General features: G+C 71.3%; 2 protein-coding genes. Both read right to left on the minus strand.

The annotated features are described in order from the left end of the window. Window positions 1–41 precede the first annotated feature (41 nt). Window positions 42–2789, minus strand: a complete 2748-nt coding sequence (locus AOK23_RS41660) for an exo-rhamnogalacturonan lyase family protein (RefSeq protein ID WP_055717594.1) — start codon at window positions 2787–2789, stop codon at window positions 42–44. Window positions 2790–2896: 107 nt separating this feature from the next. After that, the coding region (locus tag AOK23_RS41665; RefSeq protein ID WP_055717595.1) for a hypothetical protein at window positions 2897–3450 on the minus strand (554 nt) is incomplete at its 5' end.

Below are 3450 nucleotides of genomic sequence, written 5' to 3' on the forward strand. Positions count from 1 at the left end.
CCCCCCAAGGTGCCCCCGTCCCCCGGTTCCTCAGCGGAGCGTCATGGCATCTTGTCGCCGACGAGCGCGAGGTTCTGGATGGCCGCCAGCCCGTACAGGGCGGTCGCGTTGGTGGACACCCACGCGGCCTCGCTGCCGGGGACGAGCCCCGTCGGCCCCTCGACCTTCTTCGTGGACCAGTCGGTGGACTCCTTGTAGTCCCAGGTGTCGGCGCTGTTGTAGAACTGCCGCCACGCGCGGGCGGCGAGCTTGTCGTCGCCCAACTGCACGGCCGCGTAGGCGTCCTGCCGCGAGTGCCCCTGGAAGAGGAGCAGCGTCCCGAAGTTCGAGCCGTAGCGGGCGGCCTGCTCGGCCTTCGTGGCGTTGAAGTAGCGGCAGTAGTCCAGCCACGCCTCCTTGAACTTGGGCATGTCGATCTGGTCGATGAGTTCGGCGCACATCTCGACCAGGCCGAACATCGCCGACAGGTGCGAGACCCCGACGACCGGCTTCTCGGCGACCGCGAACTTCCCGGTGTCCAGGTCGTACAGCCCGGTGCCCTGGACGAAGCCGTTGGGCTGGGCGGCGATGGTCTCCATGGTCGACAGCACGCGCGCCTTGGCCTTCTCCCACTTCGGCCCGCGCCGCTCCCACTCGGTCAGCCACGCGGAGACCAGGCCCGACCAGTCCGTGCCGAAGCCGATCGACAGGGCGTTGCGGTCGGGGGTGTACGGCTCGGTGCGGATCTTGCGGATGGGGTCGAGGACGAGGAACGTCTCGTCGGAGTCGACGTTGGCGTGCATGAGGTCGCCGACGCGTTCGTCGGCGGTGAGGAAGTAGTAGTAGCGGCGGTAGGTGGTGTTGGCGATGCGCTGCTGCTTGGCACTGTCGGCGTAGTGCTGGACGCCGTGGCGGGTGCCGAGTCCGGCCCATTTGCCGAGGTGGTAGACGTCGACCTCGCCGGTGTGCCGGGTCATGGCCTCCGCGAAGCGGAAGATGTCGGCGCGACCGGAGCGCATGTACGCGAACCACAGCCACAGGTCGGGCGAGAGCTCGGAGTTGTCCCAGGCGTAGCCGCCGACGTCGTAGCACCACTGGTGGCGGCTCGGGTCGTAGCTGTGCATGATGTCGCCGTAGTCCCAGAAGCCGTACCAACGGCGCATCTCCACCTGGTCCTTGTAGTAGGTGAAGAGGAAGTCGAGGTGGTCCTCGATCTTCGCCTTGGCGGCGGTGGAGCGGTCCGGCTGGGAGAACAGCTTGCCGAAGACACCGGCCTTGACGAGCTGCTTGGGCGGCGCGGCGAGCTGCGGGGGTGTGCGGACCGCCTCGACCTGCCGGGCCATGGCGTCGGCGGCGGGCGTCGACTCATGGGCCCAGAAGAGGAGTTCGCTGGTGCGGGCGATGCCGTAGGGGGTGCCGAAGCCGGGCTCGTAGTCCTCGTAGGTGATGTTGAGGCCCTCGAGCTGCTCGGGGTAGGTGTCCTGGCCCATGCCGTCGTGGTAGAAGCGCAGGTCCATGGGCTGTGCCTCGGGAGACCACAGCCACATGGTGACCTCGGCCTCGTCGGTGTGGGCGTCCCGGATGTCGAGCTGCGCGGGGAACTTCTCCCAGAAGTCCCTGAGGCCGACGGCGAACCCGCCGCTCGCCCCGCCGACGTACCCGAAGCCGCTGGCCCGGCGGCCGCCGCCCGCCGGGATCCAGCCGTGGCCCTTCTTCGTCCGCTTGCGGACCGAGAAGCCGTCGGCGGAGAGCTGGGAGAGGGTGTAGTCGCCCCATTCGGGGATGTACTGCAGGCGGGTGGTGACCCGCTGGTCCCACGTGGCCGGGTCGGGCAGCTTCTTGCCCTCGAACTGGGCGGTGCGCACGGCCGAGCCGGGGTCCCGGCGCAGTCCTGTGACGCCCTTGACGGCCTCGCGGAGCAGACCGGTGCCCTCGCCGCCGATGCGGATGTGCCGGTCGTACGCGGCGTCACGCATCGGGACCTTGAAGCGGACGCCGATCCCGCGGATGAAGTCGCCGCTCGCCTTCCCGGGCTCCTGGGTGCCGTCGAAGGTGATGGTGTGGATCATGCGGAACGATTCGGCGCCCGCGTAGAAGTAGAGGCGGACCGAGAAGGGGAGCCAGCTGCGGCCGCCCTTGCGGTGTTTGCCGTCGATGCGGACCACGGCACGGACGGGGCCCTCCTGCTCGACCTCGACCTCGTCGATGACGCTCTCGAAGCGCTCGTACTTGACCGTGCCCTGGTCGCCGTCCTCGATCTCGGGCTGGCGCAGCAGGACGAGGCGGCCGGTGCGGGCGACCTCGGTGGAGCCGCGCAGCACCGACTTGACGAGGGTGGAGCCGCTCTTGCCGATCTTGGCGGTGATGACGCCGGTCGACACGTCGATGGTGCCGCCGCGCTTGTCGACGGTGACCTTCTTCGCCGGAGCGGCGGGGGTGCCCGCGGTCAGGGTGAGCTTGCCGGAGCCGGCGCCCGCGCCGACCGCGTGCGCGGTCCATTTCAGGGAGCCGTCGGGCCAGTAGCCGATGGGCCAGGACTGGACGGGGATCTCCTTGCCGTCCGCGTCCTTCAAGGAGAACGACTGTTCCTTCTCGTACGCGCCCTTCGGCCAGGGCACGCCCACGGTGGAGCCGGGCGCGGCTCCGAGGCCGCCGTCCTCCAGCCAGTCCAGGGTGACCGGTTCCGCCTCCGCGGTCTCGGCTCTCGGTGCCGCCTGGGCGGTCGTACTCCCTAGCGCCCAGCTGAACTGCGCGGCGGCTCCGGCGACGGCGGCCGCCTTGAGCAGGGACCTGCGGTCGATGGGGGACATGGCCTTTCCTTTCCGTACGGGAGGTCTTGCGTGCGGGGTGGTCAGGGGCATGACAGAGCGAGGTGCGGCGCCCGGGGGGCCGACCTTGTGCGAGGCACCGCCTTGGGTCAGCGGCGGCGCCGGTACCGCTCCTCCACGGCGAGGGCCGCCGCGGCGACGGCCCCGAGGACCGGGACCGCCAGCGGGGCGGTGAACCAGGCGGAGCAGGCGACCACGGCCAGTCCGCCGACGACGAGGAAGGACCCGGCGGGATCGCGCGCCGTCCGGCGCCCGGCCGCCCCGAGCAGAGCCCGCCAGGCGGCGCCGGGCTCCCAGACCGCCGCCGCGCGCAGCATCGTGACGGCGGCGCCAATCAGCGCGAGGACACCGACGGCGCCGACCAGCGGCCCGCCCGGGATCCCGGCGCGTACGGCCTGGACGTCGACCCACACCGCCGCGAGTGCGGCCCAGCCGGCGAGCCCGACGAGCCACCCGCCGCGCAGCGCCGCCCGGAAGTCGGCCACGAACTCGCGCAGTCCGCCGCCCACATGGGCGGTACGGCGGCGGAGATGCCGGGACCCGGCGGCGAACGCGGCGGGGTACGTCACGAGCGGCAGCGCGGCCACCGCGATCCACACCCCGGTGAGCAGACACTCGGCGAACAGCGCGAACCGTTCGGCGA

Origin of the sequence: Streptomyces torulosus, assembly GCF_001419765.1 — a bacterium.
Classification (GTDB): Bacteria; Actinomycetota; Actinomycetes; order Streptomycetales; family Streptomycetaceae; genus Streptomyces; species Streptomyces torulosus.